Genomic DNA, 13,694 nt, shown 5'->3' with positions numbered 1-13,694 from the left:
CCGTTGGCCGGCCGAAGCGCGGCGTACTTTGGGGACCATGTCTGTGCCGAACGATCCCGATCCCCGACTTCAGTCGTACGCGGACCCGCAGCGACTGGTCACCACCGACTGGCTGGCCGAGCATCTGGGCGACGACGGTCTCGTGGTCGTCGAGTCCGACGAGGACGTACTGCTCTATGACAGCGGTCACATCCCGGGTGCCGTCAAGGTCGACTGGCATCTGGAGCTGAACGACCAGGTGACCCGGGACTACCTGGACGCCGAACGGTTCGCCGAACTCTGCGCCGCCAAGGGCATCGGCCGTGACGACACGGTTGTCTTCTACGGCGACAACTTCAACTGGTGGGCCGCGTACGCCCTCTGGGTCTTCACTCTCTTCGGCCACCGGGACGTGCGGCTGCTCGACGGCGGCCGGCAGAAGTGGATCGCCGAGGGACGGGAGCTGACCCGCGACAAGCCGACCCGGCCCCGGGCGAACTATCCGGTGCCGCAGCGCGACGACGCGCCGGTGCGGGCGTTCCGCGAGGAGGTGTCGGCGCACGTCGACGCCGGCCGGCCGCTTGTCGACGTGCGCTCGCCGGGCGAGTACACCGGCGAGATGCTGCACATGCCGGACTACCCGCAGGAGGGCGCACTGCGCGGCGGTCACATCCCGGGCGCGGTGAGCAAGCCATGGAAGTCCGCCGCCAACGACGACGGCACCTTCAAGTCGGCCGACGAGCTGCGTGGCATCTACGCCGACCAGCTCGGCCTGACGCCGGATGACGACGTGATCGCGTACTGCCGGATCGGCGAGCGGTCCAGCCACACCTGGTTCGTACTCCGGCACCTGCTCGGCTACCCGAAGGTACGCAACTACGACGGCTCCTGGACCGAGTGGGGCAACCTCGTCCGCGCCCCCGTCGTCAAGGGCCCCAACCCGAAGTGATTCGCTTGTTGATCATGAGGTTGGTGGCAGAAACAGGATCAACCATGCCGCCAACCTCATGATCAACGAGGCGGGTCGGTAGCGCAGGGGGTCAGCGCGGATCCGGGTCGCGTAGGTAACGCTGGACGGTGGGGGCGAGCCAGGTGATCAGCTCGGCCGGGGAGATGTCGACCATCGGGGGTAGGCGCAGGACGTATCGGGTCAGGGCGACGCCGAGCAGTTGGCTGGCGACCAGTCCGGCGCGCCGTGGGGCCTCGTCGGGGTCGGCGACCACCCGGCCGACCGCCACGCCGAGCTGGGTGGCGAAGATGGCGCGTACCCGCTCCGCCCCGCTCGGGTTGGTGCTCGCCGTGCGCAGCAGCGCCGGCAGCGTCGAGTCGCCCTCCCACCGGGTGAAAAAGTAGCTGACCAGCGCCGTGCCGAGTCGATCGGCCGGCACGCCGCTCAGGTCGGGCAGTCGTAGGTCGAACTCGGCCGCCGTGGCGAACAGGTTCTCCTTGCTGCCGAAGTACCGCATCACCATCGACGGGTCGATCCGCGCGTCCGCGGCGATGGCTCGGATCGTCGCCCGGTCGTACCCGTCGGCGGCGAAGCGGTCGCGGGCGGCCCGCAGGATGGCCGCCCGGGTCACCTCCGAGCTGCGGCGTCCGCCGCCCGACGGCGTTTCCGAGCTGCGGCGTACGCCGCCGGACGGCGTTTCCGAGCTGCGGCCTTCGCCGTCCGCCGCGGGCTCCCCGCCATGGCGTCCGCCGCCCGACGCCGCCGGCCCCGCGTCGCGCCGGCTGCCGCCCCACGCCGCGCTTCGGCGTCCGCCGTCGGCTGACGACTCCGCGACAGGTTTCGAAGCCCTTCCGGGTACGCCCTCCGTCATGTGACCGACGGTATGCCAACGGCTGTTGACTTCTCATTCCGGGGCGGCCTAACGTTGCCAACAAGTGTTGGCCAACAGTTGTTGGCATCCGGCCGAGGAGGTCGCCATGCTGCCCGAACGAACGGACGTCCTGGTCGTCGGCGCGGGCCCCACCGGGCTCACCGCCGCACTCACCCTGGCCCGCCGAGGGGTCGAGGTGACCGTCGTAGACCAGCGGGAGAAGCCGGCGGTGACCTCGCGGGCCGCGGTCGTGCACGCGTACACCCTGGAGGTGCTCGACCGGATCGGCGCCGGCGAGACGCTTGTGGCCCGAGGGCTGCGGTCGGCCCGGTTCAGCGTCCGCGACCGGGACCGGGTGCTGGTCACCGTGCCGTTCGGCGGGTTGCCCGGCCGGCACCGGTACGCGCTGATGGTGTCCCAGTCGGTGACCGAGGAGGTGCTCACCGACCAACTGGCCGAGGCCGGTGTACGGGTGCTGCGCCCGTACCGGCTCACCGGCCTGCGCCGCGACGGCGACGGCGCGGTTGCCGACTTCGACGGCACGAGCCTGCGCGCCCGATGGGTGATCGGGGCCGACGGCATCAACAGCACTGTCCGTGAGCTGGCCGGCATCACGTTCACCGGGCCGGCCGGCTCCGAGGAGTCGTTCGTGCTTGCCGACGTGCGCGTCGACAGCGGCCTGCCCCGCGACGGCGCGTCGATCTTCCTTGCCCGGGGCGGGCCACTGGTCTGGGCGCCGCTGCCCGACGGGCGGGTACGCCTGGTCGCCACCGTCACCGATCCGCCCGCCGAGCCGGACGCGGCCTATCTGCAACGCCTGCTCGACGAGCGTGGTCTCCGACAACGGCCGGACCAGGTACGCGAGGTGCTCTGGTCCTCGCGCTTCCGACTGCACCGACGGGTCGCCGGGACGTTCCGCTCCGGGCCGGTGCTGCTGGCCGGCGACGCCGGACACGTGCACAGCCCGGCCGGCGGGCAGGGCATGAACCTCGGCATCAGCGATGCCGTCGACCTCGGCGAGACCCTGGCCGACGTGCTCGCCGGAGCCGCCGAGGCCCGGCTGGACGAGTACGCGGCCAGACGTCGGCCGCTCGCACACGAGGTGGCCGGATTCGCCGACCGACTGACCCGCCTCGCCACCGTGCCGCCCGCCGCCCGACCGGCCCGGGACCTGCTGCTACGCCTGATCTCGGTGCTGCCGCCGGTGCGACACCGGATCGCGCTCCGGCTCTCCGGCCTCAACCAACGCCCGACGTGAGTCGACGTTCCCGGCAATCGGACTGGCGGGTAACCACGGCCCCACGCTGTCGACAGTCGGGTCTACGCTGGCCCGGTGACGGTGGAGCAGCAGGCCCGGGGGGCGAACGGCGGGGCCACGGGGGCGGGACGACGCCGATCCCGCAAGGACGAGATTCTTGAGATCGCGGTGGGTCTGTTCGCCTCGCGGGGCTACCACGGTGTGTCGATGGACGACATCGGCGCGGCTGCCGGCGTGACCGGCCCGGCGCTCTACCACCACTTCGCCGGCAAGGAGGCGATGCTGGTCGCCGCGCTGACGCCGGTCAGCGAAGGGCTGCTCGACGGCGGACGGCAGCGCTCCGCCGCCCATCCCGGCGACCCGCGCGCCTCGCTGGAGTCGCTTATCGACTTCCACGTCGACTTCGCGCTCGCCAATCCGGCCGTCATCGCGCTGCACCTGCACGAGCTGGATCGGCTGCCGGAGGAGCCCAGACGGCACATCCGCCGTCTCCAACGGCTCTACGTCGAGGAGTGGGTCACCGTGCTGACCGCCCTGCACCCGGGGCTGCCGGACGGTGAGGCGCGGGTGTTGGCACACGCCGCGTTCGGCCTGATGAACTCCACCCCGTTCCTCGGCGGCGAGGTCGACCACCGGCGTCGGTCCGAGCTGCTGCGCGCCGCCACGCTGGCCGCGCTGCTCGCCCCCACCGAGCCCGCCTGACCCGTTGCCGTCCGGCGGTGCTGGGCTGACCGGCCAGGATCGGTGTGCTTCGTCACATCCACGGCTGGCCGCCACCGACCGAGGAGCCGATCCCGGTACGCCCGCGTCGCCGTCGCTCGGACACCGCACCAGGGCCCCTCTCTGCCGCAGGCGTTGAGAGGGGGCCCTTCCTCGCACCCGGGGCGGCGTGGTTCCCTTGCACGCGATCCCACCATCTGGACGCGGAGGAAGCATGATCGAGTCGCTGCTGGTCGCCAACCGGGGCGAGATCGCCCGCCGGATCATCCGTACCGCCAGGCGGCTCGGGGTGCGGGCGATCGCGGTCCACTCGGAGGCCGACGCCGACCTGCCGTTCGTCGCCGAGGCCGACGAGGCCGTCTGCGTCGGGCCGGCCAACCCGGCCCAGAGCTACCGCAACACCGAGGCGATCCTCGCCGCCGCCCGGTCGACCGGGGCGCAGGCGATTCACCCCGGCTACGGCTTCCTGTCGGAGAACGCCGACTTCGCCCGTACCGTCGAGGCCAGCGGCCTGATCTGGGTCGGACCCGGCGCGGACGCGATAAGCGCGATGGGCGACAAGATCAATGCGCGGAACCTGATGGCGGCGGCCGGCGTGCCGGTGGCGGCCGGGACCACCGAACCGGCGGCCGACGTGGCGGCGGCGGTCGCGGCGGCGGCACAGATCGGCTACCCGGTGATGGTGAAGGCCGCTGCCGGTGGCGGCGGCATGGGCATGGGGGTGGCGGTCGACGAGGCCGCGCTGCGCACCGAGTACGACAAGGTGCGGGCCTTCGCGGAGCGGATGTTCGGCGACGGCTCGGTGCTGCTGGAGCGGTACTTCCCCCGGGTGCGGCACGTCGAGGTGCAGATCCTCGGCCTGGCCGACGGCCGGGTGCTGGCGCTGGGCGAGCGGGAGTGCTCGGTGCAGCGGCGCAACCAGAAGCTGGTGGAGGAGTCGCCCTCCCCGGCGGTCTCGCCGGAGCTACGGTCCCGCCTGCTGGCAGCGGCGGTGCGGGCGGGCGAGGCGGTTGACTACCGCAACGCCGGCACCGTCGAGTGCCTGCTCGATCCGACGACCGGGGAGTTCTTCTTCCTGGAGATGAACACCCGGCTTCAGGTGGAGCACCCGGTGACCGAGCTGGTGCACGGCATCGACCTGGTGGAGGAGCAGCTGCGGGTGGCGGCCGGCCTGCCGCCGACCTTCGACCCGGACGCGCTGACCGTGCGCGGGCACGCCATCGAGCTGCGGGTCAACGCCGAGGATCCGAAGCGGTTCCTGCCCGGCCCCGGGACGATCAAGACCTGGGTCGAGCCGACCGGCGAGGGCGTACGCGTCGACTCCGGCTACGCCGAGGGGAACACCGTCACCCCGTTCTACGACAGCCTGATGGCGAAGCTGATCGTGCACGGCCAGGACCGGACCGAGGCCATCGCCCGCGCCCGCGCGGCAGTGGCCGCCTTCGACCTGTCCGGCCCCAAGCACAACCTCCCCTTCTTCGCCGAGCTGCTCGAAAACCAGGAGTTCCTCTCCGGCGACTACGACACCAGCATCGTCTCCCACCTCCGCTAACCCCAATGCCGCTCAGTTAGGGAGACGGGGCGTCTGTCAAGGAGCGTGTCGATAGACGAGGGCGGCGGGGTCTCGGTATAGAGGTTTGTCACTCCAAGACAGCCTCTGGACCGGGAGCCCCGCCGTTGGAACAGTGTGCCATTGCTCGGACCGTCACGGTGGCAGCCGGCCGGTTCGCGCCAGGTCATCTGGGTGAGTTGACGCAGCAGGTGCCCTTCGAGATGGTCGATGCCGTCCTGGCGCAGACGCGGGCGGTGCAGGCTCGGGTGCGGGATCTGCCGTCGCGGGTGGTGGTGTATCTGCTGCTCGCGGCGGGGTTGTTCACCGAGTTGGGTTATCGGCAAGTGTGGGCTCGGCTGGTTGCTGGTCTGGACGGGTTGCCGGTGGCGATGCCGACTTCCTCAGCCCTGTCTCAGGCTCGCCGTCGGGTTGGGGACAAACCTTTGGCAGCGTTGTTCCGGCTGGTGGCAGGTCCGCCTGCCGGGGCTGGGCGATGGCGAGGTCTGCTGGTGTGTGCAATCGACGGCACCAGCATGTTCGTGCCCGACAGCACGGCGAACCTCGCGGTCTATCCTCGTCAGGCCGGAACTCACGGCGGCTCGGGCTATCCGATGCTGCGGCTGGTCGCGGTCGTCGTGTGCGGCACGCGGACCCTCATCGATGCGGTGTTCACTTCCATCAGCACCGGCGAGTTGAGCTGCGCCGCTCGTCTGCTGGGCTGTCTGCACCCGGGCATGCTGCTGCTGGCCGATCGGGGCTTCGCTGCCCGCACGATGATCGAGCAGTTCGCCGGCACCGGCGCTGACCTACTCATCCGTGACAAGGACGACCGGCGGCTACCCGTCATCCGCCGCCATCACGACGGTTCCTGGCTGTCGGTCATCGGCACGATGAGCGTCCGGGTCGTCGACGCCGAGATCGTCGTGAGCATGAACGGCAAACGCCACATCGGCCGGTACCGGCTGATCACCACCCTCACCGACCAGCGCCGTTTCCCGGCCATGGACCTGGTCACCCTCTACCACCACCGCTGGGAGATCGAAACGGCATACCTGGAGTTGAAGTCCACCCTGCTGGGCGGACGGGTCCTGCGAGCCCGAACCCCGAACGGGATCAGTCAAGAGGTCCACGCCCTGCTCACCACCTACCAAGCGGTCCGGCTGGCGATGGCTGACGCCACCGCCAGCCGGCCCACGACCAACCCCGACCGGGCCAGCTTCACCATCGCCGTCCACGCCGCCCGAGACCAAATCACCCACGCCGCCGGTGTCATCGCCGACACCGTCATCGACCTCGTCGGAGCCATCGGCCGCGCCGTCCTGGCCGACCTGCTCCCCCCACGCCGCACCCGAATCAGCCCCCGCGTGGTCAAACGCGCGATCTCCAAACACCGCGCCAAAGGCACCATCGACCGCACCACCTACCACGCCACATTCAAGATCAACATCCTCGACGCGGCAGCATTGACAACCAACCCACCGCCCTAACTGAGCGGCGTTGCCGCTAACCCCCCGCCCCGCCCCGCCCCCGCCCCTGGCCGGTTGATCAAGAAGTTTGGTCGGGATCCGTGCCCGCAGCCGACCAAAACTTCTTGATCAACGCGGGGTCACGCGGGGTGGGGTGTGACATGCTGGGGAGGGTTGAGGCAGTGAGTGTCACAGCTAGGTGGGTGGGTGGTGGAGATGCCGGATTACGTGTCCATTCGTGAGGTCGGGCCACGTGACGGGTTGCAGAACGAGGCACCGATCACCACCGACGCCAAGGTGCGGCTGCTCGACGCGCTCTCGCAGACGGGGGTACGGCGGATCGAGGCGGTCTCGTTCGTGCACCCCAGGGCGATCCCGCAGATGGCCGACGCCGACGAGGTGTGGCGACGGGCGCAGCGGGTCGACGGGGTGCGTTACTCCGCGTTGGTGCCGAACACGCGCGGCGCGCAGCGCGCCCTCGCCGCCGGCTTCACCGAGATCGAGGTGGTCGTCTCGGCAAGCGACACGCACAACCGGCGCAACGTCAACCGTTCCACCGACGAGTCGCTTGACGACATCGCCGAGCTGATCGACCTGCTGCACGGTGCCGGTGCCCGCGCCGAGGTGATCGTGGCGACCAGCTTCGGCTGCCCGTACGAGGGCGACATCGATCCGGCGCGGGTGGCCGCCATCGTGGACCGGGTGGTCCGCGACGGCGCCGACCGCGTCGCGTTCGGCGACACCACCGGCATGGGTACGCCCCGACGCGTCCGTGACCTGCTCACCGCCGTACGCGATCGCAACGCCGACGTTCCGGTGCTGCTGCACTTCCACAACACCCGGGGCACCGCGTTGGCCAATCTGCTGACCGCCCTGGAGCTCGGCGTCACCGAGTTCGACGCCAGTGTCGGCGGGCTGGGTGGCTGTCCGTACGCGCCCGGGGCCAGCGGGAACCTGGCCACCGAGGAGGCGGTGCACATGCTGCACGACATGGGCATCGACACCGGGATCGACCTGGACGCCCTGATCGAGGTCGCCGAGCTGGCCGAGCACCTGACCGCTCGTACTCTCCCCTCCGGCGTCCTCCGCGCCGGCCCCCGCACCCGCCTCACCCCCCTGCCCACCTGACCCCGCACTAACCCACCCACCCCCGCCCAGCGGCGGTTGATCATGAGGTTAGCGGCAGAGTTGATCTCTAGAACTGCCGCTAACCTCATGATCAACGCTGGGGATCTCGGGGTGGTGCGGGGATGGGTGTGGGTGGGGTAGCCTAACGATCGTTCAGGTTGCTTGGTTTGGGGGCCGTGGTGACGGTTGACGGTGAGGCGCTGGAGCAGCTGCGCAAGCGGGTTCGGGCCGGCGGCGCGGAGAAGTACCACGCGGCCAACGCCGCGAAGGGCAAGCTGTTCGCCCGGGAGCGGGTCGCGCTGCTGGTCGACGAGGGCAGCTTCGTCGAGGACGGCCTCTACGCCAACGCGCTCGCCGAGGGACTGCCCGCCGACGGCGTGGTCACCGGCACCGCCACCATCGACGGTCGTCAGGTCTGCCTGATGGCAAACGACTCCACGGTCAAGGCCGGCAGCTGGGGTGCCCGCACCGTCGAGAAGATCATCCGGATCATCGAGCGGGCGTACGACACCGGTGTCCCGATGGTCTACCTGGTCGACTCGGCCGGGGCCCGGATCACCGACCAGGTCGAGCTGTTTCCCGGGCGTCGTGGCGCCGGAAAGATCTTCTGGAACCAGGTCCGCGCCTCCGGCTCGATCCCCCAGGTCTGCGCGCTGTTCGGGCCCAGCGCGGCCGGCGGAGCGTACATTCCGGCGTTCTGCGACGTGGTCGCCATGGTCGACGGCAACGCCAGCATGTACCTGGGATCGGACCGGATGGTCGAGATGGTCACCGGCGAGAAGACCACCCTCGAAGCGATGGGTGGGGCGCGGGTGCACTGCGCCGAGTCCGGTGTCGGGCACTTCCTCTGCAAGACCGAGGCCGATGCGCTCGACGTGGTGAAGCGCTACCTGTCGTACCTTCCGGCGAACTGGACCCAGCAGCCACCGACCGCGCCCGCCGTCGAGGCGCCGACCAAGGCCGACCTCGCCGCGCTGGTGCCGGCGAGCGAGCGGCAGGCGTTCGACATGCGCCGGTACGTCAAGGGCCTGCTCGACGAGGACTCCTTCTTCGAGATCCAGGCCCTGTGGGCCAAGGAGTTGACCATCGGATTCGGCCGACTGAACGGCGAGGTCGTCGGCGTGGTCGGCAACAACTCGATGTTCAAGGGCGGGGTGCTCTTCGTCGACTCGGCCGACAAGGCGACCCGGTTCGTGCAGCTCTGCGACGCGTTCAACGTGCCGCTGCTGTTCCTGAGCGACGTGCCCGGGTTCATGGTCGGCAGTGCGGTGGAGAAGCAGGGCATCATCCGGCACGGCGCAAAGATGATCACCGCGATCTCCGAGGCGACCGTACCCAAGATCTGTGTGGTGGTGCGCAAGGCGTACGGTGCCGGCCTCTACGCCATGGCCGGGCCGGGCTTCGAGCCGGATGCCACGATAGCGCTGCCCACCGCCAAGATCGCGGTGATGGGTGCGGAGGCCGCGGTCAACGCCGTGTACGCCAACAAGATCGCGGCCATCGAGGACGAGGCCGAGCGGGCGGCCTTCGTCGCCGCCCGCCGCGAGGAGTACGAGCAGGACATCGACATCGTCCGGCTCGCCAGCGAACTGGTGGTCGACGCGATCGTGGAGCCGCAGGAACTGCGTGCCGAACTGGTGCGCCGGTTCGCCGCCGCCCGGGGCAAGCAGCGGCACTTCTCCCGGCGACGGCACGGCGTCACCCCGGTCTGAGCCGTCCGGCACCAGCACGATCCCGTCCCGGCGTCACGAGCGCCCGGCGGGCCGTCCACACAGGAGGAACCCGATGGACTTCCGGCTCACCGAGGAGCACGGGGCGCTTCGCGACAGCGTGCGGGACTTCGCCCGCGAGGTGGTCGCGCCGGTCATCGCCGAGCACTACGAGCAGCACACCTTCCCGTACGAGATCATTCGCCAGATGGGCAAGATGGGCCTGTTCGGCCTGCCCTTCGCCGAGGAGCACGGTGGTATGGGCGGCGACTACTTCGCCCTCTGCCTGGCTCTGGAGGAACTGGCCCGGGTCGACTCCAGCGTGGCCATCACCCTGGAAGCGGCGGTCTCGTTGGGCGCGATGCCGATCTACCGGTTCGGCACCGACGAGCAGAAGTCGCGGTGGCTGCCCCGGCTGCTCAGCGGCGAGGCGCTGGCCGGGTTCGGGCTGACCGAGCCGGGCTTCGGCTCGGACGCGGGGGGCACCGAGACCCGGGCGGTGCTGGACGAGGCGACCGGCGAATGGGTCATCAACGGCTCGAAGGCGTTCATCACCAACTCCGGCACCGACATCACCGCCCTGGTCACCGTCACCGCGGTCACCGGCACCCGGCCGGACGGCACGAAGGAGTTGTCCTCCATCATCGTGCCCAGCGGGACGCCCGGCTTCACCGTCGCGCCCGGCTACTCCAAGGTCGGTTGGACCGCCTCGGACACCCATGAGCTGAACTTCGACGACTGCCGGGTGCCGGCGGAGAACCTGCTCGGCGAGCGGGGTCGTGGCTTCGCCCAGTTCCTGCGCATCCTCGACGAGGGCCGGATCGCCATTGCCGCGCTGGCCGTCGGTCTCGCCCAGGGCTGTGTCGACGAGTCGATCAAGTACGCGAAGGAGCGGCACGCCTTTGGCCAACCGATCGGCAACTACCAGGCGATCCAGTTCAAGATCGCCGACATGGAGGCGAAGGCGTACACCGCCCGGCTCGCCTACTACGACGCCGCCGCCCGAATGCTGGCCGGCGAGCCGTTCAAGCGGCAGGCGGCGATCGCCAAGCTGCACGCGAGCACGATCGCGGTGGACAACGCCCGGGAGGCGACGCAGATCCACGGCGGGTACGGCTTCATGAACGAGTACCCGGTGGCCCGGTTTTGGCGGGACTCCAAGATCCTGGAGATCGGCGAGGGTACCTCCGAGGTGCAGCGCATGATCATCGCCCGCGACCTGGGGATGTGAACCGGCCGGATCGGCCGGACACGTCGGGCGGCCAGCCGGCCGTCGCACATCGATGCCGGTTCGGTGCAGGTCGGCTGCCGATCGGTGGTTGTCAGGTTTCGGCACGGCATCGTCGGGTGGCCGACGATCCCGTGTCCGATGTCGGGCCTGCGCCGTATTGTCCGTGCCCATGGCTCCCGGTCATGATCGTCAATCCGGTCCGCCGCACGCCGGTCTGCCGGAGCTGCTGCGGGCGCACCGGCAGGCTGCTGGCGCGACCCAGGCTGAGCTGGCGGCCCGTGCCGGCGTCGGGGTACGGACGGTCCGTGACCTGGAACGGGGCCGCTCCACCCGGCCACAACGCACCACCGTCGAGCTGCTCGCCGGGGCGCTCGGGCTGACCGGCTCCGCCCGCGCGGCGTTTCTGGCCGCCGCCCGGGGCACCAGCCCGGCGGCCGTCCAGCCCGAGGTCGGTACGCCGCTGGGCCTGCCGCCGCCACCGGAACTGATCGGCCGGGAGCGCGACATCACCGAGCTGGCCACCCTGTTGGACGATCCACGTGGTCCCCGGGTGGTGAGCCTGGTGGGGTTGGCCGGCGTCGGCAAGACCGCCCTGGCGTTGGCGGCGGTCCACGCGGCCGCGCCCACTCATCCCGGCGGTGTCGCCGGGGTGCTGATCGGCGCCGGGTCGGACGCGGCCGACGTGCACGCCGCCGTCATGACGGTCTTCGGCGTGGCCCGGGACACCGAGTTGGCCGCGCGGCTCGGTGACCGGCGGGCGCTGCTGCTGGTGGACGCGGTGGAGCGGGCGCCCGATCCGGTGGCCGGCACGCTGCGGCGGCTCGTCGGTGCGGTGCCGTCGCTGCGGGTGCTGGTCACCGGCCGACATCCGGTCGGGCTACCGAGCGAGTGGGTGCGCCCCGTTTCGCCGTTGGAGGTGCCGCCACCGGGCGACACCGACCCGGCGACCCTCGTCGGATATCCGGCGGTCACCCTGTTCACCTCGCGACTGGCTCAGGTCCGCCGGGAACCGCCGGCCGACGCCGAGTTGCCCGCGCTGGCTGCCCTGGTACGCCGGCTGGGCGGGCTGCCGCTGGCGATCGAACTGATGGCGGCGCGCGGCCGGCTCCTCGATCTCACCGAACTGCTCGACCGGTACGGCGACCGGGTGCTGGATCTGGACACCTCTGCCGCCACGCACAGCGGTTGGGAGACGCGGCCACGGGGTGACGATGCCCGCACGGCGGTGGCGGAGACCCTGCGCGACGCGGTGGCCACCAGTTACCGGCTGCTCGCCGTCGGGGACCGGGCGGCGTTGCGGCAGCTCGCCGCCTTCGGCAACCGGTGGTCGGTGGAGTTGGCCGAGGAGATGCTCGCCGGCACCGGCGTCGATCCGGTGCCGCTGCTCAACCGCTTCCTCGATCTCGGGCTGCTGAGCGTACGAGGTGGCGGCTCGTTCCGGTTCCGGTTCGTCGACGCCGTCCGGGACTACGCCGTCGAGCAGGCGTCCGGCGCCGGCGAGTCGACGGTGATCCGCCGTCGGCACGCTCGGGTGGTGACCCGGCTGGTGGAGCGGACCGCGTCGGGGCTGACGGGTGCCGGGGCCGGTGCCGCTGCGCACCGTCTCGACGAGGTCACCGGCGACATCAGCTCCGCGTTGGCGTACGCGGCGGTCGACGACCCCTTGACCGCGTTACGTCTCGCGGTGAACCTGCCCCGGTGGTGGCGGTTACGTGGGCGGGACGTCGTCGGCCGGCAGTGGCTGCTGCGCCTGCTGGCCGATCCGCGTACCGCCGATGCCGACCCGGCCCTGCGCGCGTGGGCCTCGGTCGGTGTGGCGATGCTCGCCGGCGAGCACGGCGCCGCCGCAATGGAGCTGTCGACGGCCCGCGCGGCGTTGGCGGAGTTCCGTCGGCTCGGTGACGTGCCGGGCGAGTTGGAGGCGCGGGCGGTCCTCGGTGTCCTGCTGACCGCGACCGGACGGCCGGGCCAGGCACGGGAGCAGGCGGAGGCGGTGCTGGCCCTGGCCACCGAGCACGGCCTGACCCGCCAGATGGCGGTAGCGCAGCACCAGCTGGCGTGGCATGAGATGAGGCTCGGTGACCTGACCACGGCTCGCCGCCGGCTGGCGGTGGTGGACCGGCTCGGTGGCCAGGTCGCGGAGCAGCGGCTACGGGTGCTGGCTCGGGGCACCGTCGCGGAGGTGTTCCGCCTGGCGGGCCGGTACGCCGACGCGGCCGACGAGGCTCGCCGGGTGTTGACGGCCCTCGGCGACCTGGGCACCCCGCGCGGTCGGCGACAGGTGCTGGGGACGCTGGGTCTGGCGCTCGCCCAGGACGGTCGGGCGGCCGAGGCCGCCGAGGTGCTCGCCGAGCTGCGTCCGCTCGACGGCACCGGCGCACTGATCGAGGGGCATCTGGCGCTGCATCGTGGGGACCGGGAGGTCGCGGCGGAGTGGTTCGCGGCCGCAGCGGAGCCGGACGAGACCGGTCGGGACCGACGGACGGTCGTGGAGGCTCTGGTGGGCTTGGCGGCGAGCACCTCGGACGCGAGTGTGCTCGATCGGCTGGACGTGGCCTGCCGGGAGGGCGGCATCCGGCTGCTGGAGCACGAGGAGGAACTGCTCTACGTGCTGTCGGTGGCCCGGAACGGCCCGACGAAACCGGGGCGGTGAGGTCGGCGACGGCGGTGCGGTCGGCGACCGGCCCACCGGTGGCGGGGACGGGGTCGGCGCGGGCGAGGAAGCCCCCTGTTGCCACCCCTCGCTCATCGCCCGCGCCGGTGCCCCCCGCTGCCCCCGCCGCTGCGAGACTAGCGAGGCACAGTCGGCCCGTCTGTCGGGTTTGGGGGGC

General features: G+C 71.2%; 10 protein-coding genes. 9 read left to right on the top strand and 1 reads right to left on the bottom strand.

Annotated features, from left to right (window positions below; translation table 11 throughout):
* The first annotated feature begins 37 nt into the window (after positions 1-37).
* Entirely contained in the window at positions 38-928 is an 891-nt protein-coding gene (locus tag O7624_RS15520; RefSeq protein ID WP_282236294.1) for a sulfurtransferase, read from the top strand.
* Between the two features lie 91 nt (positions 929-1,019).
* Here the strand turns inward: O7624_RS15520 and O7624_RS15515 are convergent, their stop codons facing one another.
* Entirely contained in the window at positions 1,020-1,799 is a 780-nt protein-coding gene (locus O7624_RS15515) for a TetR family transcriptional regulator (RefSeq protein WP_282236293.1), read from the bottom strand.
* Positions 1,800-1,905: 106 nt separating this feature from the next.
* Between O7624_RS15515 and O7624_RS15510 the strand changes: the two genes are divergently transcribed.
* The 8 genes from O7624_RS15510 to O7624_RS15475 all read left to right on the top strand — a co-directional run bounded on the left by O7624_RS15510 (position 1,906) and on the right by O7624_RS15475 (position 13,516).
* Entirely contained in the window at positions 1,906-3,057 is a 1,152-nt protein-coding gene (locus O7624_RS15510) for an FAD-dependent oxidoreductase (protein ID WP_282236292.1), read from the top strand.
* A 75-nt stretch (positions 3,058-3,132) separates the two neighbouring features.
* Positions 3,133-3,759 carry a TetR/AcrR family transcriptional regulator gene (locus tag O7624_RS15505; RefSeq protein WP_093409235.1) on the top strand — a complete coding sequence of 209 codons (627 nt, stop codon included), beginning with the start codon at positions 3,133-3,135 and terminating at the stop codon, positions 3,757-3,759.
* Between the two features lie 232 nt (positions 3,760-3,991).
* The gene (locus O7624_RS15500; protein ID WP_282236291.1) at positions 3,992-5,329 is read left to right on the top strand and encodes a biotin carboxylase N-terminal domain-containing protein; all 1,338 of its coding nucleotides are present in this window, start codon (positions 3,992-3,994) and stop codon (positions 5,327-5,329) included.
* A gap of 197 nt (positions 5,330-5,526) precedes the next feature.
* On the top strand, positions 5,527-6,816 hold the full coding sequence (locus O7624_RS15495; RefSeq protein WP_282236290.1) for an IS4 family transposase: 1,290 nt from the start codon (positions 5,527-5,529) through the stop codon (positions 6,814-6,816).
* Between the two features lie 195 nt (positions 6,817-7,011).
* Positions 7,012-7,923, top strand: coding sequence for a hydroxymethylglutaryl-CoA lyase (locus O7624_RS15490; RefSeq protein WP_282236289.1), 912 nt, complete (start codon positions 7,012-7,014; stop codon positions 7,921-7,923).
* A gap of 179 nt (positions 7,924-8,102) precedes the next feature.
* Positions 8,103-9,635, top strand: coding sequence for an acyl-CoA carboxylase subunit beta (locus tag O7624_RS15485; RefSeq protein ID WP_282236288.1), 1,533 nt, complete (start codon positions 8,103-8,105; stop codon positions 9,633-9,635).
* A 73-nt stretch (positions 9,636-9,708) separates the two neighbouring features.
* Positions 9,709-10,863, top strand: coding sequence for an acyl-CoA dehydrogenase family protein (locus tag O7624_RS15480; protein WP_282236287.1), 1,155 nt, complete (start codon positions 9,709-9,711; stop codon positions 10,861-10,863).
* 169 nt (positions 10,864-11,032) lie between these two features.
* Positions 11,033-13,516 carry a helix-turn-helix domain-containing protein gene (locus tag O7624_RS15475; RefSeq protein WP_282236286.1) on the top strand — a complete coding sequence of 828 codons (2,484 nt, stop codon included), beginning with the start codon at positions 11,033-11,035 and terminating at the stop codon, positions 13,514-13,516.
* The last annotated feature ends 178 nt before the right edge of the window (positions 13,517-13,694 follow it).

Source organism: Verrucosispora sp. WMMD1129, assembly GCF_029581255.1.
GTDB classification, from domain to species: Bacteria; Actinomycetota; Actinomycetes; order Mycobacteriales; family Micromonosporaceae; genus Micromonospora; species Micromonospora sediminimaris.
This window is presented reverse-complemented; position numbering and strand designations above follow the sequence as displayed.

Bases quoted from the DNA above. Each gene is read 5' to 3' on its own strand.
- O7624_RS15520 (WP_282236294.1), top strand. From the start codon at position 38: ATGTCTGTGCCGAACGATCCCGATCCCCGACTTCAGTCGTACGCGGAC.
- O7624_RS15515 (WP_282236293.1), bottom strand. From the start codon at position 1,799: ATGACGGAGGGCGTACCCGGAAGGGCTTCGAAACCTGTCGCGGAGTCG.
- O7624_RS15510 (WP_282236292.1), top strand. From the start codon at position 1,906: ATGCTGCCCGAACGAACGGACGTCCTGGTCGTCGGCGCGGGCCCCACC.
- O7624_RS15500 (WP_282236291.1), top strand. From the start codon at position 3,992: ATGATCGAGTCGCTGCTGGTCGCCAACCGGGGCGAGATCGCCCGCCGG.
- O7624_RS15490 (WP_282236289.1), top strand. From the start codon at position 7,012: ATGCCGGATTACGTGTCCATTCGTGAGGTCGGGCCACGTGACGGGTTG.
- O7624_RS15480 (WP_282236287.1), top strand. From the start codon at position 9,709: ATGGACTTCCGGCTCACCGAGGAGCACGGGGCGCTTCGCGACAGCGTG.
- O7624_RS15475 (WP_282236286.1), top strand. From the start codon at position 11,033: ATGGCTCCCGGTCATGATCGTCAATCCGGTCCGCCGCACGCCGGTCTG.